The following is a 23,667-nucleotide window of genomic DNA, read 5'->3' as shown; positions in this document are numbered from 1 at the left end:
GCCTCATCGATCTCTTCCCACCAGCCGAATGCGCCAACTACTTCAAAGCGGCAGGGTATGATGCAACCTGATCGGATTCCGCTCTAGCGGCGTCAAGCACGCGTTCGAGATCGCCGGATTTCAGCAGGTCGATGGGCCTGCGATTGCCCAACCGGCTGTCCGGGCGGGACAGGAAGTTGAGGACCATCCACGGATTGCTGGTCTGCAGGGCGTCACGAACCGCCTTCAGGCCGGGAATCACCGTGCCGTCGGAACTGAACTGCAGGGTCGGGTAGCTTCGCCGATTGCTCGGTCCGGGAACGGCGAGAAGCGAACCGTCCTGCACACGCTTGTCGACTGCCTGCCGGGACACGCCCCGCATCAGCGTGCGAACCTGTTCGAGGTCATAGGCCCCACCGGCATCCCGCAGGTCCTCCTGCGCGATCCGGATGCCCTCCAGCATCGCCCGGCTGCGCGCATCGGGTTCGAAGGCCGTCCTGTCGACGACCGGATTCTCGCCCGCCGGAATGGCAGCCGGCCCCTTCTCAACGACTTCGGTGACGCGCGCGACGCGACCGCGCACGCTCTTCCTAATCTCGCGCACGGATTCGGGCTTCGACGACACGATTGCGACTTGAGCTCCCACGGGCAGCTTGAGCCCGGAGAGCGCCTTGATCGGATCACCCTTGATCGTGACCATCGTCACGACGCCTGTGGGTGCCCGACCACGGGTCTTCGCGGAGGCCGTCGCCGTCCTGGTGCTTGCCTTGTCAGCCATGGGCTCATCTCCCTAGCTCCCAACATGGCGAGGCAGGCAACTTTGTCAACCAAAGCAACCGGGACAACTCGCATGGCGCTCCACTCGGGGCGAACCACGTCGAACATGGCCGAATTGAACCACGGACGGCCGAGGACGCGGAAGCATTGCCGAGCGAGCGCGATCGGGGGCCTGACCGGCTAACGCACGGTCTTCGCCGGGGCCTCGAGCTGCATGAAGTTGAGGGGCAGCGCGGTCGCGTCCTTGATGCGCTCCATCGCGAAGGCCGACGAGACGTCCGTGATGTCGATGCGCGCGACGAGGCGCTTGTAGAAGGCGTCATAGGCCTCGATGTCCGGCACCACGACCTTGAGGAGATAGTCCACCTGGCCGCTCATCCGGAAGAACTCCACCACTTCGGGCATTTCCGAGATGATCCGCGAGAAGCGGAGCAGCCAGTCCTCGTTGTGCTGGTTCGTCGTGACGGAGACGAAGACGGTCACCTTGGCGTTGACCTTCGCCGGATCGAGGACCGCGACCCGCCGCTTGATGACGCCGTCCTCCTCCATCTTCTGGATCCGCCGCCAGCAGGGCGTCGTGGACAGGCCGACACGCCTGCCGATCTCGGCGACGGGAAGGGTGGCGTCCTCCTGCAGGATGGTTAGGATCATGCGGTCGACACGGTCCACGGCGCGCCCTCGTTGGAATGCGGTTCCTGCATCCTACACTTTCCGACCGTGAAATTCCAACATGGTCCGGATTGAGCGGCGTCGCCTGGGTGTTTTTTCTCCTCCCTCCTCCCGCGCATGCCTGCGGCGGCGATCAGGACGTCAGGCGCCGGACCTCGGACCGGAGCACGGGCAGAAGCTCCGTCTCGAACCACGGATGCGACCTGAGCCAGCCATTGTTCCGCCAGGACGGGTGCGGCAGCGGCAAGACCGCGGGCCCGGGCGCGCCGAGATGTTCGCGCCAGCGCGCGACCGTCTCCGTCAGCGTGCCGGCGCGACGGTCACCAAGGTGCCAGGCCTGCGCGTATTGCCCGATCGCCAGCACCAGCTCGATCTGGGGCATCAGCCGGAACAGGCGGGCCCGCCAGGCGGGGGCACATTCCCGGCGGGGCGGAAGGTCGCCGCCCTTGGCGTCCTGTCCCGGAAAGCAGAAGCCCATCGGCACGATCGCGATCCGGCCGACATCGTAGAACTCGTCCCGATCCAGCCCGAGCCAGGCGCGCAGCCGATCGCCGGAGGCATCGTCGAACGGCGTGCTCGAGGCATGCGCGCGGGTGCCGGCGGCCTGGCTCGCAATGCAGAGCCGTGCGGTCGCGGAGACCCGCAGGATCGGGTTCGGCGCATGCGGCAGCGCGCTCCGCAGCGGCGTCTCCGCACAGATCCGGCAGGCCCGGATCTCCGCCGCGAGCCTCTCCAATTCCCCTTCGGCCATCAGAGCTCGATCGTCATCCCGTCTTCGGCGAGATCGAACCCCGCCGCGCCCGCCCGGTTCGCGAGCATCTCGGCATTCATATGGGTGAGGAGGATCCGCTTCGCCCGCAGGTCCGCGCGGCGCGCCGCGAGCGTCCCGTAATCGAGGTGGTAGGGCGCGCGGCGTGCGAAGGCGTAGCATTCACAGATGAAGAGGTCCGCCCCGTCGGCGAGTACGGGAAGGCTTTCCGTCCATTCGGTGTCGCCGGAATAGGCGACGACGCGGGCGCCGTCCGCGATCCGGAGCCCGAGCGAAGGCGCGCCGGAGGGATGGACCACGGCCTCGGCAGAGACCTCCATGCCGGCGAGCGGCGCGGAGCCGCCGGCCGCGATCTCGCGGATATCCAGCGGATAGCGCCATTCCGTCCGCTCCGAGCCCGGGAAGAGGACGGCCTGCGCGCGCGCGATCCGCTCGGCGCACCCTTCGGGGCCGAGGATCGCGAGCGGGCGCTCCCGCCGGGACGTGAACTGCGCGTCGAGCAGGAAGAACGGGATTCCGCCGAAATGGTCGCCGTGGAGATGCGAGAGAAGGACGGCGTCGACGGCGTTCGGGTCGAGCCCGAGCCGCTTCAGGCCGGGAAGCGCCGTCGCCCCGCAGTCGATCAGGATGGTGGACGTGCCGGCGAAGTGAAAGCACGTGTTCAGCCGGCCGCCCGAGCCGAACGCATCGCCGCACCCGACGACGGTGAAGCGGGCGGTCACGCGGAAGCGCTCGGACGGGCCGAGACCTCGGCGTGCCAGCGCCGGATGTTCGCGAGCCCCTCGGGGAGCGCGATGCGCGCCGGCTTGAAGAAATCGACCGCCACGAGCGCCGTAATATCGGCGATCGTGAACCGGTCGCCGGCCACGAAGGGCCGGGCCGACAGCTCCTCGTCGAACCAGCCGAGCGTCTGCTCCACCTTCTTGCGGCACGCTTCGCCCCAGTCCGGCAGCTGCGGCACCTCCATCTCCGCCATCGCCGGATGGGTATGGCGGAAGGCGGCGGAGGTCGGCATGTAGAGCTCGAACTCCATCCTGCGGTTCCACATCTCGACCAGCGCCCGCTCCTTCGCACCGACGCCGAAGAGCGGCGGTTCGGGCTGGATCTCCTCGAAATAGCGGCAGATGGCGACGGATTCGGCAAGCGGCGTGCCGTCGTCCAGCACGAGCACCGGCAGCCTCTGCATCGGGTTCAGCGCCCGGAAGGCCTCTGTGCGGTGCTGACGCGCCGCCAAGTCCATCGTCTCGAGCGGTACGCCGATCCCCTTCTCCGCAAGAAAGATGCGCACGCGCCGGGGATTGGGCGCACGGCCGCCGTCGATCAGTTTCAAGTCCGTCTCTCCTCAACCGTTGCCATCATGCCCGGACGGCCGGTCCGGGCCGCGGTGTCCATCGCGAATACCCCTGGTTAACCCTCGCGGTAGGCCCGTTTCTTAACGGGCTTTCGATAAGAGTTTTCGCCAACGAGAACTATACATCTTACAGGTCGGCTCATGGCATCCGCTCAGGATGTGGATCCTCTCATATCGGATCCCCCGTCTCGCGTGGCGCGGCGGCGTCTGATCGCCCGAGCGCTGATGGGGCAGTCGCACAGCAGCGACGATCCGCTCCGCCAGCTCTTCCACTTCGAGCAGGAGATGGCGGACCAGTTCGCCAAGAACAGGCTCTCCTCCGGCATCGTCATCCCGATCCTCGTCCTTATCATGGCGTTCGCGATCGGGCTCCTCGGGAACGTCTATTTCGCCGGGGGCTGGGCGATCCTGATGCTGGCGGCGCATGTCTATGCCCTGCACGCCTGCCACCGCTTCCTGCGCGAGGGCGTGAAGCGCGCGAACCTTCAGACCTGGAAGCGGACCTTCGTCCTCCGCGACCTGATCTACGGCCTGTGCTGGGCGGCCTTTCCCCTGATCTTCCCGCTCAGCGAGAACCCGGAGATGGCGAACGGCTTCGGCATCATCCGCCTCGCCGCGGTGATCGTCGCGCTCTCGGTCGGCGCCCTCCTCTCCTCGCCGATCCCGGCGGCGGCGGTCGCCGGCACGCTGCCGATCGCGCTCTGCATGGCGGCGGTCCACATCGTCCAGCCGACCTTCTTCAACATCATGATCGCGCTCGCGACGCTCGGCGCGGAGATCCTCTTCCTGCATCTCACCGGCCATCTCTACGAGCAGAACGCGCGGAACCTCGCCTACCGCGCCGAGAAGGACGCGCTCTTCGCCGAGCTCGAGCAATCGAAGGCGGTCTCCGACGAGGCGCGCCGGCGGGCGGAGGCCGCCAACATGGCGAAGTCGCAGTTCCTCGCCACGATGAGCCACGAGCTGCGGACGCCGCTCAACGCCATCCTGGGCTTTTCCGAGCTGATGCGGGCCGAAATGCTCGGGCCGATCAACAATCCCGCGTACAAGGACTATCTCAACGACATCCATGACAGCGGACAGCATCTGCTGAAGATCATCAACGAGATCCTCGACCTCTCCCGGATCGAGGCCGGCAAGCGCGAGCTCCGGGAGGAACTGACCTCGCTCGCCGACCTCGCCGACGAGGCCTGCGGGCTGCTCGAGCTGAAGGCGCGCCAGAAGAACATCAAGGTCGACCAGATCTTCGACGAATCGCTGCCGCGGATCGTCCTCGACGAGCAGGCGATCCGGCAGGTGGTGCTGAACCTCGTCTCGAACGCCCTGAAGTTCACGCCGAACGGCGGCGAGGTGACCGTGAAGGTCGGACGCACGCAGTCCGGCGGGCAGTACGTCTCCGTGCGCGACAACGGCCCGGGCATTCCCGAAGAGGAGATCCCGATCGTGCTGTCCGCATTCGGGCAGGGCTCCGTCTCCATCAAGAACGCCGAGCAGGGCACCGGGCTCGGCATCCCGATCGTGCAGGCTCTCGTCCATCTCCATGGCGGCAACTTCACGCTGAGGAGCCAGGTCGGCGTCGGCACCGAGGCGATCGCGACGCTGCCGGCGAAGCGGGTGGTCTCGCCCTTCAGCCAGGACAACCGGTCGCGCGCCGCGGCGCCCGCGCCGAAGCAGGTCAAGCTCCGCAAGTCGGCCTGAGCGGCCGGCAGGCGCGGGCATCGCAGGTCGGCCGCCGCACCTGCGATGCGGCGCGCGGGCCGGACCTTCCGCGGAACCGCCCCGATTCCGATCACGTTTAGCCCCCGAGGCGTGCCGCAACCGGCGTGGCACCCGGCCGGAAAGCCGGCCCTCCGCAGGACATCGGGAGATCGTGATGAAAAAGCTCGTGACGACGGCAATGGCCGTGGCGATGGTCGCTACGTCGATGGTTCCCGCCATGGCGCAGCCCAGCAAGAACATGAAGCAGCGCCAGCAATATGTGGAGAGCTACTGCGCCAGGTCGCCCAATTCGGCCGACTGCCGCGATTTCCGCGCGAACCGGAACCGCTGGGACAATGCGCGCTACCAGCGCTGGTACCGCGACCACCATGATAATGGCGACGCCGCCGCCGCGGCGCTGTTCGGCCTCGCCGCCGGCGCGATTCTCGGTGCCGCCGCCTCGAGCGCGGCGAACAGCAGCAACAGCGCGGCGCAGGCCCATGTCGACGCGTGCCAGGCGCGCTACCGCTCCTACGACGTGTCGACCGACAGCTATCTGGGCAATGACGGCCTCCGTCATCGCTGCCAGCTCTGACGCGGAGAGGCTCTGCGCAAACGCAGGGCCGGCTTCGCGCCGGCCCTTCACGTTCCGGCCCTTCGCGTTCCGGCCGGGGCAGGCCTAAACGGCGGCCTCGGCCCGGCCCCGGCAGGAACTTCGCGCTTCCGCCCCCGTTCGATTCGATCGGCCCGAAGAGGAGGAGATGCAGTGGCGGAAGCGTACATCCCCTATTGCGGCAGCCCTCCCGTACCGGGAGCGGCCGCGTGGAACCTCGATCCCTGGCTGCTCGGAGGCCTCGCCGCCGCCGGCCTCGCCTATGGCTGGCTCGCCCGCGCGGCGCCCGCGCGCGAGCGGACCTTCTTCTATTCGGGCCTGGCGATCGCCGGGCTCGCGCTCGTCTCGCCGCTCTGCAACCTGAGCGTCGCACTCTTCTCCGCGCGGGTCGCCCAGCATATCGTGCTCACGCTCGTCGCCGCGCCGCTGGTGGCGCTCGGCCTCCCGGCCCGCTCCCCCGCTGTCGTAAGGACCGAGCCGCGTGCGCTCCGCTTCGTCCTCGCCGCCGCGCTCTTCGCGCTGGCGCTCTGGACGTGGCACCTTCCCGGCCCCTACGACGCCACGCTGCGGAGCGATCTCGTCTACTGGACGATGCACGCCACGACATTCGGGGCGGCGCTCTTCCTGTGGCGCACGATGACGCGTTCGTCCGGCGCCGCAATCTTCGTCGGCTTCGCGACCGCCCTCCAGATGAGCGGGCTCGGCGCGCTCCTCACCATCGCGCCCCGCGCGCTCTTCGCGGTCCATTTCGACACGACGCTGCCCTGGGGCCTGACCCCGCTCGAGGATCAGCAGCTCGGCGGCCTGCTGATGTGGGTGCCCGGCGGCATCCTCTTCACCGTCCTCGTGGTCGGCGGCTTCGGCCTCTGGCTGACGCGCCTTTCCGACCCGCTGCCCGGAGGCGGGATCCGCTAGGTCCGGTCGGCGACGCCCGCTTCCTCGAAGGTCGCCATGCCGCCATGGACGGCGGCGGCCGCGCGGACGATGCCGGCCGCGATCGCCGCCCCCGTGCCCTCGCCGAGGCGCATGCCGAAATCGAGGAGCGGCTCGGCGCCGAGCCGGTCGAGGACGGCGCCATGCGCCGATTCCGCGGAGCGGTGGGCGAAAAGGCAGTGCTGGATCGCCTCCGGGCGCATGGCGTGGAGGATTGCGGCGGCCGCGGTCGTCACGAAGCCGTCCACGATCACCGGCACGCGCTCCATGCGCGCGGAGAGGATGGCGCCCACCATGGCCGCGATCTCGCGGCCGCCGATACGGCGCAGGATCTCGAGGGGGTCGCGCTCGTCCGCAAGCCGCGCGACCGCCGCCGCCACCGCATCCGCCTTCCGCCGCAGGCCTGCATCGTCGACGCCGGTGCCGCGGCCGACCCAGAGATCGGCGGAGCCGCCATAGAGGGCGTGGTAGACGGCGGCCGCGACGGTCGTGTTCGCGATCCCCATCTCGCCGAGACAGAGGAGGTCTATGCCGCCGGCGATCGCCTCCATGCCGTAGGCGATCGTCGCCGTGCAGCCCTGCTCGTCGAAGGCATCCTCGGCGGCCACGTCCGGCGTCGGGAAGTCGAGCGCGAGCTCGAACACCTTCAGGCCGAGATCATAGGCCTTGCAGAGCTGGTTGATCGCCGCGCCGCCGACGGCGAAGTTCTGGACCATCTGCCGCGTGACCGATTGCGGATAGGCGGAGACGCCCCTTTCCGCCACGCCGTGATTGGCGGCGAACACGGCGACGAGCGGCCGCGTCACCGCCGGCCGCTCCCGGCCCTGCCAGGCGGCGAGCCATTCGGCGATGCTCTCGAGCCGCCCGAGGCTTCCCGGCGGCTTGGTGAGCCGCGCATCCCTTGCGCGCACGGCCGCGGCGGCGGCCTGATCGGCGGCCGGCAGACGCTCCAAGAGCGTGCGGATGTCCTCGAAGGGCAGAGCGGATAGGGAATCGGCCAAGGGATCGTCTCCGGTAGGAGCGTCCGGGTTTACAGAGCAGGGCGCCGGCAGGCAAACATAGGAGGCTCGGACCGGGACGGCTGATGCGTGACTTCGACCAGGTGAGACGGCTGCCGGCGGACACGCGCGCGTGTCTGGCGTTCTTCTCGCGCCTTCCCGTGACCGTGCCGCCCGGCGCCTTCGAGCTCGGGCGCGCGGCCGGCGCCTTCCCGGTCGCGGGCCTGGTGATCGCGGTCGGACCTGCCGCCGCGCTGGCGCTGCTCTCCGCCGCGGGCGCGCCGGAAATCGTGGCGGCCGGCGCCGCGCTCGCGCTCCTCGTCCTCGTCACGGGCGGGCTCCACGAAGACGGCCTCGCTGACAGCTTCGACGGGCTTGGCGCCGTCGCCGCGCGCGCGGGCCGGCTCGCCGTGATGCGCGACAGCCGGATCGGCACCTATGGCGCGCTCGCCCTCGCCTTCACGATCCTCCTGCGCGCAGGCGCGCTCGGCGCGCTCGCCCTCGATCCGGGCAATGGCGCCGCGGCGCTGCTCCTCTCCGCCGGGCTTTCCCGCGCCTTCGCCCTCTGGCACTGGCGCGCGCTGCCGCCCGCCCGCACGGACGGCCTCGCGGCCGCAGCCGGGCGCCCGACGCCCGAAGCCGTGGAACTGGCGCTCGCAAGCGCGGCCGTGCTCGCCCTCCTTTCGCTCGTCGCGTTCGGCAGAGGGGGGCTGCTCGGGCTCGCGCTCGGCGGCCTCGCGACGCTCCTCTTCAACCGGCACGCCCGCCAGAAGCTCGCCGGCCATACGGGCGACACGATCGGCGCGGCGCAGCAGCTTTCGGAGACAGCTCTCCTCGTCGGCTTCTCGACGAGCTGGTTCTCCGCCGTGGCCGTCGGGATCTGAGCGGGTCGGATGTTCGGTCTCGACGACGAGAGGCTCGCCCGCTTCGTCTACCTGCTCCTCTGGCTGGTCCTGCTGCTGAGCGGCGCGATCGTCTATCGCGGGCAGCGCCGCCTCGTCTTCCGGCATCTCTTCACCTGGGCGGCGATCCTGCTCGGGCTGGTCGTGCTCTACAGCTTCCGCACGCCGCTCCTCGACCTCGCCGCGCCGGTCCTGCGCGAGCTCGATCCGAGCCGGGCGGTCGAGGTCGAGAGCGCGTCCGGAGCGCGCGAGCTGGTGGTGACGCGCGGCGCCGACGGGCATTTCCACGTGCGGGCGAGCGCCGACGGCACCGCGCTGACATTCATGGTCGACACCGGGGCGAGCAACACCACCCTCACCTTCCGGGACGCCGACCGCATCGGCCTGCACCTCGAAGGATTGCGGTTCGAGCGCCCCGTCCGGACGGCGGCAGGGCTCGCCTTCGCCGCGCCGGCGCGCATCGGCGCTCTTGCGATCGGCCCGTTCCGGCTGCGCAATCTCGCCATCGGCGTGATGCCGGAGGGTTCGCTCGACACGAGCCTGCTCGGCCTCGACGTCCTCGACCGGTTCCGCTCCTGGCGCGTCGAGGGCGACCGGCTGGTGCTCGTGCCCTGACCGGAGACCGTTCGGAACACCGCCTCGGAGCGGCCGTTTCAATGCCGAGGACCCGAGCGTGGGAGAGGCTCATGAATGCGGACGTCGCGGTCGACGAGACCCGGAACCTGATCTCGGCCGACAAGGTCGAGGGCACCTACGTCTTCGATTCGGAAGGAGAGCAGCTCGGGCACATCAAGACGATCATGCTGAACAAGCTGAACGGCAGGGTCGCCTACGCCGTGCTCTCGACAGGAGGCTTCCTCGGCCTGGGGACGGACTACTATCCCCTGCCCTGGGAGATCCTCCGATACGATACGGATCTCGGCGGCTACGTGGTCTCGGTCAGACGCGACATGCTCGACGGAGCGCCGCACTATCCGGCCGACCAGGAGCCCGACTGGGCCGACCGCCTCTTCGGCGAAGCGGTGCGCGGCTATTACGGGGCCCCCGGCGCCGCGGCCTGACGGCTGCCTCAGGCGAAGAGCGTCACGCCGAGCCGGACCGCAACGGTGAGCAGGAAGAGCCCGAAGGCGACCTCGAGCTGGCGCCGGCTCATCATGTGGGCGATCCGGACTCCATAGGGCGCGACCGCGATGGAGAGCGGGATCATGACGGCCACGGCGAGGAGATTGACGTAGCCGAGCGAGAAGGGCGGGAGCCCGGGCTCGCCCCAGCCGGCGACCATGTAGCCGAGCGCGCCCGGTATCGCGACGAGGACGCCGATCGCCGCCGCCGTGCCGACCGCCTCGTGGATCGGCCGGCCGAACATCGTCATGTAGGTCATGCTGAGCACCGCCCCCCCGATGCCCATCAGCGCGGACAGGAACCCCACGACGATGCCCGCAAGCGCGCGAACCGGCCAGCCCGGCATGCGCTCGGAGACGCGGCCCGCCTTCAGGTTGAAGATGAGCTTCAGGGAAAGCAGGAACGCCAGGCAGGCGAAGGTCGCCCGAAGCTGCACCCCGGTGGAGACCGCGGCGACGAAGGAGGCGAGCCCCACCCCGAGCGGGACGGGAACGAGCCAGCTTCTCAGCACTTCCATGTTGATCGCGGCACGCCGGCGATGCGCCATGAAGGCGCGAAACGAGGTCGGCACGATGACCCCGAGCGACGTGCCGATGGCGAGATGCATGCGCACCGAATCGTCGTAGCCGAGCGCCGCCAGCACGAGATCGACGATCGGGACGATGACGGCTCCGCCGCCGACGCCGAAAATGCCTGCAAGCAGGCCGGAGATCGCCCCCGTGGCGGCGAGGGCGAAAGCGAGCGGGAGAAGCTCGCCGGCGGATGTATCGAGAATCATGCGCGGCAGTCTGGCGGCGGGACGGGTCAGGCCGCCCTATCGACCCTCGGCGCGCCGCTGTCCAGCCCTTCGCGCGAAGACGCGACGGCCGCGAGGGCGGCGCGGATGACATCCGGCCCCGCCCCTGCCCGCGCCCCTTCGACCGTCAGGATCTGCCGCCAGCGCCGCGCGCCCTCGCAGCCGTGGAAGAGGCCGATCATGGGCCGCACGACGGGAGCCATCCGCCCGCCTTCCGCCAGGACCCGCTCGGCATAGGCAATCATGCGCTCGGCCGCCGCGAAGGGGTCGGCATCCCTTGCCGCGCCGAAGAAGAGCCGATCGACCGCGGCCAGCCGCCACGGCTCCCGGTAGGCCGCGCGCCCGACCATCACGCCATCCACGGCGGGCAGTTCGGCGGCGGCCGCCTCGAGATCGACGAGCCCGCCATTGAGCCCCACGAAGCGGCCCGGCAGGCGCGCCTTCAGCCGGCGGACCCGGCCGTAATCGAGCGGCGGGACGGTGCGGTTCTGCTTCGGGGAAAGCCCCTCCAGCCAGGCCTTGCGGGCGTGGACCCAGAGCGCGTCGGCGCCGGCCGCGAAGGTTCCGTCCGCCAGCCGGTCGAGCGCCTCCTCCGGATCCTGCTCGTCGACTCCGATCCGGCACTTCACCGTAACCGGGATCCCGACCGCCGCCTTCATCGCCGCGACGGATTCCGCGACAAGATCCGGCGTCCGCATCAGGCAGGCGCCGAAGGCGCCGGACCGGACGCGGTCGGACGGGCATCCGACATTGAGGTTGATCTCATCGTAACCGGCTTCCTCGCCGACCCGGGCGGCCGCGGCGAGGCGCGCAGGGTCCGAGCCGCCGAGCTGAAGGGCGACCGGATGCTCCGCCTCGTCGAAGGCGAGGAGCCTTGCGCGGTCGCCGCGAAGCACCGCTTCGGCCGTCACCATCTCGGTATAGAGAAGCGCGTGCTTCGTCAGGCCGCGATGGAAATACCGGCAGTGCCGGTCGGTCCAGTCCATCATCGGCGCGACGGCTATCATAGGCGCCTGATATTTCAGCATTTTTCCCGTATTTCAGACACACAGACCGTGTGCAAGTTCGCCTTTTGTAACGCGCTTTTACGACCCAATGCGACCTTTACGACCGCTCACTGCACACGAGGTGCACACGTTTGGCCACCGTCTCAAAGCTCCCCTCCGGCAAGTGGCGCGTCCAGGTCCGGCGCACGGGTCGCTATCTTGGTGAGGCCTTTATGTTGCGCAAGGACGCCGAGCTGTGGGCACGGTGGATCGAGCGCGAGATCGACCTCGGCCGGACCCCGACACCGAAGAAGGTCCAAGGCGTTAAGACGTTCGGCGATCTTATAGACCTCCACCTTCGCGACATGAAAGAGGCGGGCAAGCCAACCGGCCGCTCCAAGGGCTTCAGCATGGACCTGCTGAAACACCGGCTGGGCCGGGTCCGTCTCGCGGACCTCGGCCGCGAGCGGCTGATCGAGTTCGGGAGGGACCGCGCCGCCGAGGGCGCCGGGCCGGGCCGCTTGGCATCGACCTGGGATAAATCCGCAATCTCCTGGCGCATGGCGCAGCGGTTCACGGCCTGCCGTTCTCGTCCGGGCCGGTAGAGCTCGCCCGCATTGCGCTGAAACGGCTCGGACTGGTTGGGAAGGGCAACGAGCGGGATCGCCGTCCCACCGAGGAAGAGATCGACACCCTCCTCCGCCACTTCCGCGCCAAGAACGTTCCGACCATGCCGGTCGAGCGCATCATCCGCTTCGCCATCGCCACGGCGCTGCGGCAGGACGCGATCTGTCGGGGCGAATGGTCGGACGTGAACACCCGCACCCGAACGCTGCTGATCCGAGATCGGAAAGATCCGCGCGGAGGAAGAAGGGCAATCACCAGGCCATCCCCCTCCTCTCTGCGAGCAATTATGATGCCTGGGCGATCCTGGAGGAGCAGCGTCTGGCAACCGGCGCCGAAGTCGGCCGCATCTTCCCCTGCAATGGCCGCTCGGTCGGCACTGCCTTCCTAAGGGTCTGCAGAAAGCTCAAGATCGAAGACCTGCACCTCCACGACCTGCGGCATGAAGGCACGAGCCGCCTGTTTGAGGCCGGGTTCTCGATCGAACACGTCTCGCTCGTCACCGTCAGCCAGCCAACATCGCGAGGCAAAGAAGCTGACGCGGCTCCGCTATTCAGGGAAAAACGGAGCTTCGAGGGCGATCTTCTCACTTCTTGAAAGCGTCGGCCTGCTGACGCCGGAGAATAAGGTAGAAGACACCCGCCACAAGCGACATGAACGCGATCCACAACAGGCCCAGAGCGGCAACTTCCCCCGCCAGCCCGACGCTCCACAATGAGAGCATCCCGACCGAGATCGTCCTGGAATGCGACCCGGCAAGCAGAATGGGGATCGTGATTTCGCGACAGCAAACCAAGAAGACGAAGAGCCAACCCGAAGCGAGCGCCGGCGAGGCCAATGGAACCACGATGCGGGAAATCGTCGCGAATGTTCCCCCGCCCGCTACAAAGGAGGCCTCCTCCAGTTCACCGTGAATCTGTATCACGCCCGAATAGGCATAACGTGTGCCGTGCGGCAAATAACCGATGGTGAACGCCAGGATGATCAGCCAGAGCGTTCCGTAGACCGGCAGCGGTGACGCAAGGCCAATCTGAAGGACGGCGACGCCAAGAACGATCCCAGGAAAAACCAAAGGAAGCGTCGCCAGCTGGTCAACGACTAACCCCAGCGGCCGCCGCCTGACGGCAAGCCAGCCGACGATCAACGCCAAACACATGACGACTGTCGCAGACGCCGCCGCTATGATGAGCGTGTTCACCACAAGCTCGTAGTAGCCCTCCGTATTGAAGACGGAATAGAAGTTCTTCAAGCTGATCACGCTTAGCGTTCGTGCGCTGATCGAACCCACAAACGGCGTCAGGGCCATCCATAGCAGCGCAAGGAGCGGCAGGACGTTCGTGACCACGAATATGGTGACGATGAACGCGCCCGCGATCCAGCGCCCCCTTCCCAATTTGAATGGCCGCGGCCGAAATCCCTTTCCAGTAACGCTGGCGTACCGCTCGGCGGCACGCGAGAGCCTGCTGTAAAAAAACAGCAGGACGGATACGAGGAGGAGGAGGAGGAGCGAAAAGGCGCTCGGATATCCAGCTCGCGCCGGAACCTCCCTCATCGCCTGATAGATATCGGTCGTTAGAACGTTGATCCCTGCCGGCATCCCGATCAAAGCCGGCACCTCGAAAGCTTCCAGGCTGCGAATGAAGATGAAGATCGCGAGCGCCAATATCGCGGGCCAGGCCAGTGGAAACGTGATCTTTTTCACAGTCTGGAAGATAGAGGCGCCAGAAATCCGCGCGGCTTCTTCCATATCTGCATTTGCGGCCTGAAAGGTCGCTGATAGCAAAAGAAAGGTCAGTGGCATCCAAAGCAGTGACCCGACAAACACCATCCCGAACATCGAATTTATGCCGATCGGCCGATAGAGATCGCCAAAAATGAGCGACAACATCTGGTTGAAAGGCCCAGCACGACCAAACAGGAATACCCAAGCCGTCACATAGAGAACGTATGGCGTCCCCATAGAGATGACGCTCGTGACATAGCTGAGGCTGCGTAAAGGCGCATCGGTTCGTTCGACCAGCCATGCCAGTGTCCCGCCTAAAACGATGGCGAACGCCGTACACAATGCCGCAAAGACAATTGAATTGACCGCCGCCGTCAAAGCCCTGCCCTGGGTCAAGATCGTTTGAAAGTTGTCCCAGGTGAAGCCCGTCAGACTTCCGTCGGGTTTGGTCCCGGTAAACGCATAGACGAGCAGAACGCCAATCGCCGGAAACACGAGCAAACAGAGCACCAGGGTCATCGCCGACCCTGGCACCCATGCGCCAATGCGTTGATAAAGCCGGAGCCACGAGTGGCGCCGGCCTTCATGTTCCACGCCGGCTGCCGCGACGTCCGCGGAGTAGTACATCGACGAACCTCTGCTCATGTTCCGTTAGACTGCCGTAAGTTCGTCGATCGAGGATCGTCGATGCGCTTCCGCTCCGCTATTGCTGGAAGATGCTCTTTTCGAGTTTAACCCATTCCGGCATCCCTGCGGCAAGTTCGGCATGAGGCATCAAGTTGACCTCGTAGTGCTTTCCGTCCGGGGTAAGTTCGGGATCTCTCGGGATCACCTTGGGGTTGGCGGGAACGTAGCCCGCATCCTTGATGAATTGCTGGCCTTCTTCCGACGTCATGTATTCCAGCATCAGCTTCGCGGCGTTCGGGTGCCCGCACCTTGGAAATAGCCAACCGCGTGGACCGTGACCTGCATCGGATTGAGCTTGAGCCACTTGAGCGGAGCCCCCTGTTCGGCGCTGAGCACCGAATGGTACGCCAGGGTCTGTAAAGCGATGGAGTATTGACCTTGGCTGACCTGGTCCAAAACGACGCGCGGCGAGGCCGGAATGAGCGCGACGTCCTGATTTGCCAAAGCCTGGAGGTAGTCGACAGCCTTTTTCTCGCCCCAAGCTCTGATCAAATAGCCGGTCATGCCCGGCAGCCCAATTTGAATCGGCTCTGACGTGACGGCCATTTTCCCCTTCCACTCGGGCAGCAGCAGATCATCCCAAGTCTTGGGCTTGTCGGCCTCGCTCACGAGATCCGTATTGACGGCCGCTCAAGTGACGTAGACGCAGATGCCGGTCCAATGACCGTCGGCATCCTTTCGGTTGTCGGGATAAGCAGCGGCCGCCTCCGGCACGTATTCACCGGTGACTTCCGGATCGCCAAACGGCGGGTTGGCCGGAGATCCGTCCCAGACGTCGCCGAGCACTTTGCCGGCGGGGAGCTCATTTCTGACGCGCGCCGACATGCCTGGCGGATCGCTGTTGACCAGTTCGACTTCAATCCCGTACTTTTCCTCGAACGCGGACGACAGCGGCCGGCCGATCTGCCTGAGGAATCAGGACGGAATACCACACGACCTTGCCTTCTTTCTTGGCCGCGTCGACGAGAGCTTGGTCCGCGGCGAGCACTGTCGAAGGCACTCCGCACAAGAAGGAGAGGATGCCTGCGAGGGTTCCGATTCTGAGGCATTTCCCGACCATTATCTGTTCCTCCCGTTCCAGCGTTGAAAGGTTCTGCGATCCGCCATAAAAGTCAATAGGCTTTTCAATTGACCTTTTCGTTTTAGAAGCGGCGGCGCGAATTTATTCCTAGAGTGTCGTGAGCACACGTCGACTTGCTCGGCCTGCGAAGCCCGCTCGCGACACGCGTCGCGATGCCGCCGCTTCTGCCGAGCCTGCGGCCGGTTCATCCGCCGATCCGGCCCCGGGGCCTTTGTGTAGCCGCCGCGCGTCAGCGCTCCATGTCATGGGCGATCCGATGCCGAGCAGCCGGATGCATGTCGGTTCCGTCCCAGTGCAATTTGCTCAGCCTGCGGATGTCAAAGCGCCTGAGCTTTCGGCATCGGGAAAGCCGATAGTGTCTTTTGGGGAAAACGCCAGAAGCACCTCGTCCCCTTCCTGCCACTGTGCGTCGGCACCAGCTTCGACTTGAATCGTCAGCCCCGCCGCCTCGACGCTGCAGCGCCGCGACTTGCCGGAGAAACGTGTCATGGTCACTGTTCCGGTGAAGTGGTTGAGCGCTTCGTCGCGGGAAAGGCTCGGCGGGTGAAGTGAGATGGCTTCCGGTCTGATGGAGATGCGGACATTGCCCGACGCGGCGGCCGCGCTTGCGAAGCTGCACTTGATCGTCCACTTGCCCGCCATGACCGTGCCGACGGCCTTCGCGGAGATCGCCTCGAGAGCCTTGGCGCTGAAGAGATTGGTCGAGCCAACAAAGCTCGCGATAAACGGATCCTGGGGACGGAAGTAGACGTCATCCGGTGACCCAAGTTGCACGATCTTGCCGTGGTTCATTACGGCGATGGAATCGGACAGCTCGAGCGCCTCCGCCTGATCGTGCGTCACGTAGATCGTCGTGACACCCATCTGCTCCTGAAGGCGCTTGAGCTCAACCCGCATCGCCTCACGAAGACTTGCGTCCAGATTCGAAAGAGGCTCGTCGAGCAGCAGCAATGTCGGCTCCAGGACGATCGCACGGGCGAGCGCCACCCTTTGCTGCTGCCCACCCGACAGCCGCGTCGCGGATCTATCGGCGAATGAAGCCAGGTCCACCGAGGCCAAGGCTTTCATCACGAGCCGCTTGATCTCGTCGTGCCCGAAGCGGGTCTTTGAGACTCGCAAGGGAAAGGCCACATTGTTGAAGACGGTCATGTGCGGCCAAACCGCATAGGACTGGAAGACCATACCGATGCGGCGGCGATTCAAAGGAACGTCAACGCCCTTGCCGATGTCGAAAAATGTCCTTCGACCGAGGCGGATGGTGCCCGAATCAGGCGTCTCTAAGCCCGCGATGCACCGCAAAGTCGTTGTCTTCCCGCACCCGCTGGGCCCGAGCAGCGTGAAGAAGGCCCCCGGGGGAAGAGAAAATGTCGCGTCACGGACGCCGCCAGGATTAGGTCCGCCCTGGGCGTAGACCTTGGTAAGCCCTGATACTTCGAGTGAGCGATCAGTGTCGGACATTCCGTGCACAAAAGACTCCTACCCCGCTAGAGGACGATTTCTTCTTGATCCGCCTCTTTCCGGCCCAAGACGGTCGCCCCCGGAGCGGATGATGTAGCCCAATTTTCTGCTCACCCCTGGGACAAGCCGAACTTGAAGACGGTCTTCCAATTCGCATCATCGCCAGGAGCCCGTACCTGCGGACGCATTGGGCTCTGGAGGTGCCACGGACGCGGCTCCATCATGTCCAAATCGGGCCAGTAAACGTCCATCTGCGCGTAGAGCTCTAGGAGCTTGCGCTGCGTATCAAAGAAATAGCTGGAGATGTTGTGGCCGGACGTATGTCGTGTCGGCCCCCAAAGAACCGGATAGTTGTGGGTCGCCAGAACATCTGACGCGCGCGCGTGCGCGGCATAATCTCGCAACTCGAACGCGACATGGTGAACTCGCGGCGCGGCCGAGGGGACGTCTATGATGTTCAGCACATGGTGGTCATGGTTGCAGGTGTAGAATTGAGCAGCACCCAGCGTGTCTGTCGGGTAGAAGCCCAGAAGCTCTCGGTAGAAGGTATTAAGCTTCCCGGCCTGCTGGGTCAGCACGGCAACGTGACCGAGGCGTATAGGTGCAATCCCCCTCTCGGAAAACCCGGGCGCGGGGGCGTCCATGTCGGAAAAGAAATGGACGGTGTGGCCCGGCACCGCTTCGACCTCCAGCAGGTCGCTCACGCCAGGCCGTTCGTCGCGCTTTCGCGTCGGCCGGAGCCCGTGATCCCGCAAGAGACGGTCCACGTCGTTCAACGAGACTTCGGCTGCCAACTGATACCCGATCGCCGAGAGTCCGCTCGGGCTTCCATCCCGGATTGATATGTTGTGGTGATCGTACCCCAGCGTAAGAAAGGCCTCGGAGGCATTTCCCGACTCGGTTCGGATCAGTCCGACAACATTGGTGTAGAATTCGCACTCTTTCTGCAAGTCGTCGGACACAAAATCCAGGTATGCCAGCCTGAACGTTTTCGGTCGCGCGGCCATGACAGCTAAGCGGCCGACTTCAGAAACGAGATGACTTTAGGATTGAATTGCTCCGCCGCCTCGAATTGTGGCCAGTGTGCCACACCCGTAATCGGCCAGATTTCGGAATTCGACAGCAGCTTGTGGGCCCGCTGAGTGTTCCTGCGGAAATGCTCGCTATCGTCGGCGGAATCGAGCAAGAGCACATGGTGCTTGATCGTGCGCCATTGATCGTCCGACAAAGCACTTTCGTTGAAGTGCTCCGTAGCGGTAATCGCCAGAATGCGCTGCATGGACGCCTTCATCTCCGGCTGCATGTATATGGCCTGGCGCAGCTTGATCAGATCGGGGATTCGTTTGTCGGGATTGTGAATGAGATCCCTGAAAATGTAGGCGATATTGTCCCAGCTGGGATTTTCAATCGCCTTCGCCCTCTCATCTCGTATGCTCGTGATGGCTGTGGACTGGAAATCGGCGGGGCGTTTCATGCCGGAGGCAGCCGCAACGACCAAGCGGTCAACCTTGTCCGGATAGGCGTGGGTAAAGTTTATCGCGCACCATGCCCCCATCGAAACGCCGATCAGGGAAGCTTTGGCAATCCCCAGCGCGTCGTAGATGCCGTGCAGTTGGGCGACATAGTCCGACATCGCGTATAGCGGCTTGTCCGGCTTTTCGGAAAAGCCTGCACCGACATTGTCGAACGCTATGACTTGGAAGTGCTCGGAGAAGGGACCGATATTGGCGCAGAAGGCCTCCCAGCTGCCGCCTATGCCGTGGATGAATATGACCGTCGGATTGTGCGGGTCGCCGGCTTGAACGAACCGTGTCGATACACCACCGGCGTCTATCCAGTCTTGCTTGAACGCAACTCCCGTCAGATGAGACCAAATGCTTTCGTAAGACTGAGACATAACTGAAAGACCTCGCTGCTCACCATTATCCGATCGGCGGTAGCGAATGACACCTACCGTTCCGCTCGACCGTCTGTCAAGGGTAAAAGCTAGAAGATTGACCTAATGGCCTATACGGGGTAGATGTGAGTGCGGCAAGCCCTTCGAACCTGCGGCGCATCGTCCGCATTTTCAGCTTGCGCGAAGCGATAGCGCGGTCCCGCCTTATCCCCTCAGGGCGACCAGAGTGTCATCTCATCATCTGACTTTTTGACGCTTATGAAATCAAGACGAAAGGCGCACCATGAAAGCTGCTCTGATCGGCGAGTCCAAGACCCCCGAATACGGCGACTTTCCCGATCCAACGTCTGGAGAGACGGTGCAAGTCTGTGCGGCCGCATTGACGAATCTGGACATCGCCGTCGCCGAAGGTCGGCACTACTTGAGCCCAAAAACCTATCCCTTCGTGCTGGGGATGGAATGTGTCGGGCAGACCAAAGACGGAAAGAAGCAATTCTTCAACGCCATGGCGATCGTGTCGCCTTTCGGCTCCATGGCCGAGAGGACGATCGTTCGGCCTGAGTTCGGCCTGCCCGTTCCCAGCGGCGTTCGCGATGATCTTGCCGCCGCGATAGGGAATGCGGGCCTCGCGGCTTGGCTTCCTTTGTCATGGAGGGCGAAGATCCGCCCCGGGGAAACGGTCCTCGTCCTCGGAGCGACGGGCACAAGCGGGCTGATCGCAGTCGCAGCCGCGAGACGTCTTGGAGCGGGGAGAATCGTCGCTGTAGGCCGTAGTCCGGAAGCATTGGAGACGGCGCGAATGCTCGGCGCGGACGCGACTGTCGATATCTCCGGCGGAAGCGATCTTACGCGCGCCTTTCAGCAGGCAGCAGGCCGGGATATCGATATCGTCGTTGACTACCTCAACGGAGCCCCCTGCGAAGCCTGCCTTCCGCTGATGGGAATCGGCGGACGGATCGTGCAAATCGGCGCCCGCGCAGGAACGAGCATCAGGCTGCCCGTTCAATCGGTGCTCCGTAACTCGATCGATCTGATGGGCTTCGCCTACTACCGTGCTCCTCATGCCGAGCAGGCGGCGGCGTATCAGGCGCTTTGCAATCTGGCTTCAGCCGGCGAGCTTGTGCTGCCTACACAATGCCTGCCGCTTTGCGACATACGAGAGGCATGGGACCGGCAGAAGGCCGGCGGCAGCGCTCGCCAGGTCATAATCCCCCAATAGCGCTGCCCCCTGAAGCCGGCGCCGAAGAGTCCTGTGAGGACGGCTATCGCAATAGCGGGCCCGATTGCCTGTAAACTTTCACCGACCCTCGGCAGAGCCGCTGATCCGCTCTAACTCCGACCTACCGCTCTTGGTCCTCTTCATCTCCGCCAAATGCGAGTATTTCTCTGTCAAAAGCGAACCGAAATAGTAGGTTGGCTCGAAGGCCGGATGCGTGCGGATCAGGTCAAGCCAGCACGGGATGTTCGGCCGTCCGTCCCATAGATAGTCAAGATTGATGTCTTCCATGCGCACGACGCTCGGCATCATCGCGATGTCAGCGAGTGTGATGACGCTGCCCATCATCCACGGGCCTCCGCTTCCCGTGATCGCCTCGTCCATCCGTTTCACCGCACGAAAGAGGCGGTCGAGCGCAGAGTCCATCTCCGGCTTGGGGAAGCCCGTGCGGCCCATTTTCAGCAGGAATTCCTTGCGGAGTGGCTTCGAATTTGCCTCGGCGAGGAACTCCTCTTCGGTCATGGCCTGAAAACGCGGGAGGAAGGCAAGGTTGTACGAAGGAATACGCACTGCCGAGCTGGGCACCTCGTCGATGAAGCGCATGAGAGAACGCATGCGCGCTCTTCCAAGTGCATCCGGCGGTGTAAAGCAAACCGGCTCCGGAGAGATTTCGTCGAGATATTCCAGGATGACGGCGGAGTCGACGATCGGCTCACCGTTGTGAACCAGTGTAGGAACCACGGCGTTTGGATTGATCTTCAGGTAATCCGGGGTCAGTTGGTCGCCCCTGCCGAGGTCAAGCTGCAACTCCTCGAAGGGTAAAGCCTTGGCGTTCAGCGCGAAGCGAACGCGCTGCGAGCAGGTGGATTGCGGTGCACCATAGAGGACGAGCTCGGCCATAGCTAATCCAGTTCTGCAAGCGCTACAACCTTCGCTCCAACTGTCGGTGTCAGCACGTGTCCAGCCTAGCGTCCGATGGTCCGTAGCAGTCAAAAGATCGTTTGTCTAGCTTTTTATACGATATAGCGCAAGAGCGTGATCGGCGAGAGCGACGGGCTCCGCAGCACGAAAGAGACATCCCACGCTTCGTCAAAGTAGGCAGGCGGTCATAGTTCAGAGCAGGTGGCTTGGTGGAGCACCTCCTCCAGATTGGGTGCGACGCGGACACCGGGGCCGCTTGCCTTTGCCATCTGCGCAATCGATGCGAGCAGATCCTCGCGCGGCTGCCGCGCGGCCCAATGCAGCAATCCGCCTTTGAGTGCCGGAAAACCATAGCCGTTCACGAGCACCAGATCGACGTCGGAAGAACGAGCAGCGATTCCTTCAGCAAGCACCAAGGCCGCTTCGTTGATCATTGCTGCGAGCAGGCGCGCGCGGATCGTGTCAGGTGGGATCGGTTGCCGCTCGATGCCCTTTGCCTGCGAGGCGGCATTGATCATCTCGCGGACACGCGGATCCGGCATCGCACCGCCGCTGGCATAATCGTACCAGCCCTTGCCGATCTTACGTCCGAACCGTCCTTCCTCGCACAGCATGTCGGGGATGGTGACGTAACGGGCGTCGCGTCGGCGCGTCGACGCCAGGCGTTTGCGCATGGCCCAGGCGACGTCGAGCCCCGCGAGGTCGAACACCGCGAAGGGGCCCATCGCCATGCCGAAATCGGTCATGGCCCGGTCGATATCCTCCGGATAGGCGCCTTCCTCCAGCAGGAACTCCGCTTGCGTGCGGTAGGCGTTGAAGATGCGGTTGCCGATGAAGCCTTCGCCGACCCGCGCGACGACGGGCACCTTGCCGAGCCTGCGGCAGACGGCGAGAAGCGTCGCGAGCACGTCCACGGACGTCTTCTCCGCCTGCACGACCTCAACCAGGCGCATGATGTGGGCGGGGTTGAAGAAGTGCAGCCCCGCCACGCGCTCCGGGTGGGAGGGAACTGCGGCGGCGATTTGGTCGATGTCGAGATACGAGGTGTTGCTTGCGAGGATGGTCGTGCTTGGGACGGTTCTCGCAAGGTCGGCGAAGAGCGCGATCTTGGCGTCCATGTCCTCGGTAATCGCCTCCACCACAAGGTCGCAGTCGGCCATATCTGTAAGCGGGCCGGCGGATATGCGGTCGGTGACAGCACCGGCCGATTTCGCGCGGCCGCGCTTGGCCATCTGCTCGGCGCCATCGGCGAGTGACTTTTCAGCGGCCGCAAGTACCTCGGTACTCTGCTCGGCGAGCCGCACTTCGAATCCGAGGCTGGCGAAGGCGAGGGCGATGCCCACCCCCATGCGGCCGGCGCCGGCGATTCCCACTTTGGAGATTGTGCCGGCGGTCGCGCCTTCCGGTGGGCGAGCCGCGACGCGCTCTGCCAGGAAGAGATGCCTGAGCGCTTGCGATTGCGGACCGCGCCTCAGTCGGAGCGATGCTTCGCGCTCAGCGGCAAGCGCCGTCTCGGCGTCCGCAGTGGCTGAAGCTTTCACCGCTTCGATCGCTTCGCTGACGGCGACCGAACCTGAAGCGCTGCGGAGCGCCGCCTCCTGGGCGGCAGCAATGTCGGCGTTGTCACCGCTCTGCAAAGGGAAATCGCGGAGAACACGCTTCTGCAGCCCGCCTACGATCAGGCTTTCGGCAGCCTTGATTAAGTTACCCGCCTTGACGGCGTCGACCATACCAAGCCGAGCGGCTTCCTCCGCCTTGAGGCGGCAACCCGACGTGACAAGTCTTATCGCCGCCGCGACCCCAACGAGACGAGGGAGCTTGAACGTGCCGCCCGCTCCCGGGATAAGGCCGAGCGTCACCTCCGGCAGCCCGACGACCGCGTTCGGCCCCGCCAGTCTGTAATCGCAGCCAAGTGCCAACTCGTAGCCGCCCCCAAGTGCCGCCCCTTCGATCACTGCGACCACCGGCACCGGTAGCCGTTCGACAAGGGCGATCACTTCCGGCAAATGCGGTTCCTGCGGAGCAGCGTCAAACTCTCGGATGTCGGAGCCAGCTAGGAAATTGCCATTTGCGCCGCTAAGCACGACACCCGCAAGGTCTTTGTCTGCGTCAAGCGACGACAATGCCGCGAGCAGATCGCGGCGAACCCCGACCGAACCGGCATTGACCGGTGGGCGGTCTATTGTGAGGAGAGCGATCCGCCGCTCGCCTACAGGTCGGAACTTCAGGCGCACGAACTCCCAGGAATCGGTCGTCATGTCCAGTCCGGATCTCTTTTCGTTGTGGAGGGTCGTTGTGGAGGGTCGTTGTGGAGGGTCGTTGTGGAGGGGAGCCAGATCCCGGCGCGGAGAATGTCAGCAGCCTATCATATATAGAACTAGCTTTTTATTCTATAGCGGTCCATATTGTCGGTACGCATTCCGCTGCTCCCTGGGAACAGGGAACGCTACGATGACAAGAGCTTGGA

25 protein-coding genes and 1 pseudogene are annotated in these 23,667 nt (G+C 65.0%); 9 read left to right on the top strand and 17 right to left on the bottom strand.

All coding sequences use genetic code 11. The annotated features are described in order from the left end of the window. Nucleotides 1-37: 37 nt before the first annotated feature. From E4O86_RS05530 to E4O86_RS05510, 5 genes are all read right to left on the bottom strand, one after another. Complete coding sequence (locus tag E4O86_RS05530) at nt 38-757, bottom strand: hypothetical protein (protein WP_246206226.1); 720 nt, start codon at nt 755-757, stop codon at nt 38-40. A gap of 179 nt (nt 758-936) precedes the next feature. Further along, on the bottom strand, nt 937-1,425 hold the full coding sequence (locus tag E4O86_RS05525; RefSeq protein WP_343039103.1) for an Lrp/AsnC family transcriptional regulator: 489 nt from the start codon (nt 1,423-1,425) through the stop codon (nt 937-939). Nucleotides 1,426-1,558: 133 nt separating this feature from the next. Beyond that, on the bottom strand, nt 1,559-2,176 hold the full coding sequence (locus E4O86_RS05520) for a uracil-DNA glycosylase family protein (protein WP_161139521.1): 618 nt from the start codon (nt 2,174-2,176) through the stop codon (nt 1,559-1,561). Continuing rightward, nucleotides 2,176-2,916 (bottom strand): MBL fold metallo-hydrolase, encoded by a 741-nt coding sequence (locus E4O86_RS05515; RefSeq protein ID WP_161139520.1) that lies wholly within the window; start codon nt 2,914-2,916, stop codon nt 2,176-2,178. Before E4O86_RS05515 ends, E4O86_RS05520 begins: the two co-directional genes overlap by 1 nt. Further along, nucleotides 2,913-3,524, bottom strand: a complete 612-nt coding sequence (locus E4O86_RS05510) for a glutathione S-transferase family protein (RefSeq protein ID WP_161139519.1) — start codon at nt 3,522-3,524, stop codon at nt 2,913-2,915. The genes E4O86_RS05515 and E4O86_RS05510 overlap by 4 nt, the downstream gene beginning before the upstream one ends. A gap of 213 nt (nt 3,525-3,737) precedes the next feature. Here E4O86_RS05510 and E4O86_RS23910 point away from each other — a divergent pair, with 213 nt between their 5' ends. The 3 genes from E4O86_RS23910 to E4O86_RS23470 all read left to right on the top strand — a co-directional run bounded on the left by E4O86_RS23910 (nt 3,738) and on the right by E4O86_RS23470 (nt 6,771). Continuing rightward, nucleotides 3,738-5,243, top strand: coding sequence for an ATP-binding protein (locus tag E4O86_RS23910; protein WP_161139518.1), 1,506 nt, complete (start codon nt 3,738-3,740; stop codon nt 5,241-5,243). 175 nt (nt 5,244-5,418) lie between these two features. Further along, complete coding sequence (locus E4O86_RS05500; RefSeq protein WP_161139517.1) at nt 5,419-5,838, top strand: BA14K family protein; 420 nt, start codon at nt 5,419-5,421, stop codon at nt 5,836-5,838. Nucleotides 5,839-6,009: 171 nt separating this feature from the next. Then, on the top strand, nt 6,010-6,771 hold the full coding sequence (locus E4O86_RS23470) for a cytochrome c oxidase assembly protein (protein WP_161139516.1): 762 nt from the start codon (nt 6,010-6,012) through the stop codon (nt 6,769-6,771). Here the strand turns inward: E4O86_RS23470 and cobT are convergent. Further along, nucleotides 6,768-7,790 carry a nicotinate-nucleotide--dimethylbenzimidazole phosphoribosyltransferase gene (gene cobT, locus E4O86_RS05490; RefSeq protein ID WP_161139515.1) on the bottom strand — a complete coding sequence of 341 codons (1,023 nt, stop codon included), beginning with the start codon at nt 7,788-7,790 and terminating at the stop codon, nt 6,768-6,770. The two genes, E4O86_RS23470 and cobT, sit on opposite strands and share 4 nt — an antisense overlap. An 83-nt stretch (nt 7,791-7,873) precedes the next feature. On the opposite strand from cobT, the gene E4O86_RS05485 reads away from it, so the two are divergent. From E4O86_RS05485 to E4O86_RS05475, 3 genes are all read left to right on the top strand, one after another. Beyond that, nucleotides 7,874-8,671, top strand: coding sequence for an adenosylcobinamide-GDP ribazoletransferase (locus E4O86_RS05485; protein WP_161139514.1), 798 nt, complete (start codon nt 7,874-7,876; stop codon nt 8,669-8,671). Between the two features lie 9 nt (nt 8,672-8,680). Further along, entirely contained in the window at nt 8,681-9,304 is a 624-nt protein-coding gene (locus E4O86_RS05480) for a retropepsin-like aspartic protease family protein (protein ID WP_161139513.1), read from the top strand. A 71-nt stretch (nt 9,305-9,375) separates the two neighbouring features. Then, entirely contained in the window at nt 9,376-9,750 is a 375-nt protein-coding gene (locus E4O86_RS05475) for a PRC-barrel domain-containing protein (RefSeq protein ID WP_161139512.1), read from the top strand. Between the two features lie 8 nt (nt 9,751-9,758). On the opposite strand, the gene E4O86_RS05470 is transcribed toward E4O86_RS05475, so the two are convergent. After that, nucleotides 9,759-10,589: a sulfite exporter TauE/SafE family protein gene (locus E4O86_RS05470; protein WP_161139511.1), complete on the bottom strand. Its 831-nt coding sequence runs from the start codon at nt 10,587-10,589 to the stop codon at nt 9,759-9,761. Nucleotides 10,590-10,615: 26 nt separating this feature from the next. Further along, nucleotides 10,616-11,635: a tRNA dihydrouridine(20/20a) synthase DusA gene (dusA, locus tag E4O86_RS05465; protein WP_161139510.1), complete on the bottom strand. Its 1,020-nt coding sequence runs from the start codon at nt 11,633-11,635 to the stop codon at nt 10,616-10,618. Between the two features lie 110 nt (nt 11,636-11,745). Here dusA and E4O86_RS05460 point away from each other — a divergent pair, with 110 nt between their 5' ends. Both E4O86_RS05460 and E4O86_RS23135 read left to right on the top strand, forming a co-directional pair. After that, entirely contained in the window at nt 11,746-12,198 is a 453-nt protein-coding gene (locus tag E4O86_RS05460) for a hypothetical protein (protein ID WP_205520720.1), read from the top strand. A gap of 196 nt (nt 12,199-12,394) precedes the next feature. Beyond that, entirely contained in the window at nt 12,395-12,814 is a 420-nt protein-coding gene (locus tag E4O86_RS23135; protein WP_205520719.1) for a site-specific integrase, read from the top strand. Here E4O86_RS23135 and E4O86_RS05455 read toward each other — a convergent pair. From E4O86_RS05455 to E4O86_RS05425, 7 genes and pseudogenes are all read right to left on the bottom strand, one after another. Further along, nucleotides 12,804-14,567 carry an ABC transporter permease gene (locus tag E4O86_RS05455; protein WP_246206225.1) on the bottom strand — a complete coding sequence of 588 codons (1,764 nt, stop codon included), beginning with the start codon at nt 14,565-14,567 and terminating at the stop codon, nt 12,804-12,806. The two genes, E4O86_RS23135 and E4O86_RS05455, sit on opposite strands and share 11 nt — an antisense overlap. 76 nt (nt 14,568-14,643) lie before the next feature. Then, nucleotides 14,644-14,847: a hypothetical protein gene (locus tag E4O86_RS05450; protein WP_161139509.1), complete on the bottom strand. Its 204-nt coding sequence runs from the start codon at nt 14,845-14,847 to the stop codon at nt 14,644-14,646. Further along, nucleotides 14,847-15,242, bottom strand: a pseudogene (locus tag E4O86_RS05445) (hypothetical protein); the annotation flags it as partial. The gene E4O86_RS05450 and the pseudogene E4O86_RS05445, both read right to left, overlap by 1 nt. Before the next feature lie 15 nt (nt 15,243-15,257). Beyond that, nucleotides 15,258-15,452 carry a hypothetical protein gene (locus E4O86_RS05440; protein WP_161139507.1) on the bottom strand — a complete coding sequence of 65 codons (195 nt, stop codon included), beginning with the start codon at nt 15,450-15,452 and terminating at the stop codon, nt 15,258-15,260. A gap of 559 nt (nt 15,453-16,011) precedes the next feature. After that, complete coding sequence (locus E4O86_RS05435; protein WP_161139506.1) at nt 16,012-17,166, bottom strand: ABC transporter ATP-binding protein; 1,155 nt, start codon at nt 17,164-17,166, stop codon at nt 16,012-16,014. A gap of 110 nt (nt 17,167-17,276) precedes the next feature. Then, nucleotides 17,277-18,173, bottom strand: coding sequence for a VOC family protein (locus E4O86_RS05430; RefSeq protein WP_161139505.1), 897 nt, complete (start codon nt 18,171-18,173; stop codon nt 17,277-17,279). Nucleotides 18,174-18,178: 5 nt separating this feature from the next. Then, a complete protein-coding gene (locus tag E4O86_RS05425) occupies nt 18,179-19,063 on the bottom strand; it encodes an alpha/beta fold hydrolase (protein WP_161139504.1) in 885 nt (294 codons plus the stop codon). 283 nt (nt 19,064-19,346) lie between these two features. Between E4O86_RS05425 and E4O86_RS05420 the strand changes: the two genes are divergently transcribed. Then, nucleotides 19,347-20,282, top strand: coding sequence for a quinone oxidoreductase family protein (locus tag E4O86_RS05420; RefSeq protein WP_161139503.1), 936 nt, complete (start codon nt 19,347-19,349; stop codon nt 20,280-20,282). Between the two features lie 78 nt (nt 20,283-20,360). Here E4O86_RS05420 and E4O86_RS05415 read toward each other — a convergent pair whose 3' ends face one another. Continuing rightward, nucleotides 20,361-21,179 carry a glutathione S-transferase family protein gene (locus E4O86_RS05415; RefSeq protein ID WP_161139502.1) on the bottom strand — a complete coding sequence of 273 codons (819 nt, stop codon included), beginning with the start codon at nt 21,177-21,179 and terminating at the stop codon, nt 20,361-20,363. Between the two features lie 206 nt (nt 21,180-21,385). Continuing rightward, nucleotides 21,386-23,458 carry a 3-hydroxyacyl-CoA dehydrogenase NAD-binding domain-containing protein gene (locus E4O86_RS05410; RefSeq protein WP_161139501.1) on the bottom strand — a complete coding sequence of 691 codons (2,073 nt, stop codon included), beginning with the start codon at nt 23,456-23,458 and terminating at the stop codon, nt 21,386-21,388. Nucleotides 23,459-23,667 lie beyond the last annotated feature (209 nt).

Origin of the sequence: Propylenella binzhouense (genome assembly GCF_009866965.1) — a bacterium.
Taxonomy (GTDB): domain Bacteria; phylum Pseudomonadota; class Alphaproteobacteria; order Rhizobiales; family Afifellaceae; genus Propylenella; species Propylenella binzhouense.
This window is presented reverse-complemented; position numbering and strand designations above follow the sequence as displayed.

Coding starts and splice junctions, on each gene's coding strand:
- E4O86_RS23135 (WP_205520719.1), top strand. CDS start 12,395: ATGGTCGGACGTGAACACCCGCACCCGAACGCTGCTGATCCGAGATCG.
- E4O86_RS05500 (WP_161139517.1), top strand. CDS start 5,419: ATGAAAAAGCTCGTGACGACGGCAATGGCCGTGGCGATGGTCGCTACG.
- E4O86_RS05530 (WP_246206226.1), bottom strand. CDS start 757: ATGGCTGACAAGGCAAGCACCAGGACGGCGACGGCCTCCGCGAAGACC.
- E4O86_RS05435 (WP_161139506.1), bottom strand. CDS start 17,166: ATGTCCGACACTGATCGCTCACTCGAAGTATCAGGGCTTACCAAGGTC.
- dusA (WP_161139510.1), bottom strand. CDS start 11,635: ATGCTGAAATATCAGGCGCCTATGATAGCCGTCGCGCCGATGATGGAC.
- E4O86_RS05450 (WP_161139509.1), bottom strand. CDS start 14,847: ATGCTGGAATACATGACGTCGGAAGAAGGCCAGCAATTCATCAAGGAT.
- E4O86_RS05430 (WP_161139505.1), bottom strand. CDS start 18,173: ATGGCCGCGCGACCGAAAACGTTCAGGCTGGCATACCTGGATTTTGTG.
- E4O86_RS05485 (WP_161139514.1), top strand. CDS start 7,874: ATGCGTGACTTCGACCAGGTGAGACGGCTGCCGGCGGACACGCGCGCG.
- E4O86_RS05415 (WP_161139502.1), bottom strand. CDS start 21,179: ATGGCCGAGCTCGTCCTCTATGGTGCACCGCAATCCACCTGCTCGCAG.
- E4O86_RS05410 (WP_161139501.1), bottom strand. CDS start 23,458: ATGACGACCGATTCCTGGGAGTTCGTGCGCCTGAAGTTCCGACCTGTA.
- E4O86_RS05520 (WP_161139521.1), bottom strand. CDS start 2,176: ATGGCCGAAGGGGAATTGGAGAGGCTCGCGGCGGAGATCCGGGCCTGC.
- E4O86_RS05440 (WP_161139507.1), bottom strand. CDS start 15,452: ATGTCGGCGCGCGTCAGAAATGAGCTCCCCGCCGGCAAAGTGCTCGGC.
- E4O86_RS05425 (WP_161139504.1), bottom strand. CDS start 19,063: ATGTCTCAGTCTTACGAAAGCATTTGGTCTCATCTGACGGGAGTTGCG.
- E4O86_RS05455 (WP_246206225.1), bottom strand. CDS start 14,567: ATGTACTACTCCGCGGACGTCGCGGCAGCCGGCGTGGAACATGAAGGC.
- E4O86_RS05480 (WP_161139513.1), top strand. CDS start 8,681: ATGTTCGGTCTCGACGACGAGAGGCTCGCCCGCTTCGTCTACCTGCTC.
- E4O86_RS05475 (WP_161139512.1), top strand. CDS start 9,376: ATGAATGCGGACGTCGCGGTCGACGAGACCCGGAACCTGATCTCGGCC.
- E4O86_RS05470 (WP_161139511.1), bottom strand. CDS start 10,589: ATGATTCTCGATACATCCGCCGGCGAGCTTCTCCCGCTCGCTTTCGCC.
- E4O86_RS05420 (WP_161139503.1), top strand. CDS start 19,347: ATGAAAGCTGCTCTGATCGGCGAGTCCAAGACCCCCGAATACGGCGAC.